Below are 303 nucleotides of genomic sequence, written 5' to 3' on the forward strand. Positions count from 1 at the left end.
AGTTAAATCACTCGACAGTAAAAAAGTAATTACCGTACGTGCTAGTAGCTTTGATTTACAAGGCGAGCAATCAGCAGCGGCTATAACAAGCATTGATACAGTGTCTGATTCGCAATTAAGTAGCTTTGTAAGTGTTGAACAAACAGAGTCTGAACGACCTGAACTTACAGCTGCCACTGTGGTTATATCGGGTGGTCGCGGTATGCAAAACGGTGAAAACTTTGCACTACTTAATGGTATTGCCGATAAACTCGGTGCAGCGATTGGTGCGTCGCGCGCAGCGGTTGATGCAGGCTTTGTACC

Annotated in this window: 1 protein-coding gene; it reads left to right on the plus strand. The window is 45.2% G+C overall.

The window, feature by feature from the left end:
- The coding region (locus tag AAEY57_RS19630) for an FAD-binding protein (RefSeq protein WP_350608622.1) at positions 1-303 on the plus strand (303 nt) is incomplete at both ends.

Origin of the sequence: Pseudoalteromonas sp. MER144-MNA-CIBAN-0113, from assembly GCF_040308965.1 — a bacterium.
Taxonomy (GTDB): Bacteria; Pseudomonadota; Gammaproteobacteria; order Enterobacterales; family Alteromonadaceae; genus Pseudoalteromonas; species Pseudoalteromonas tetraodonis.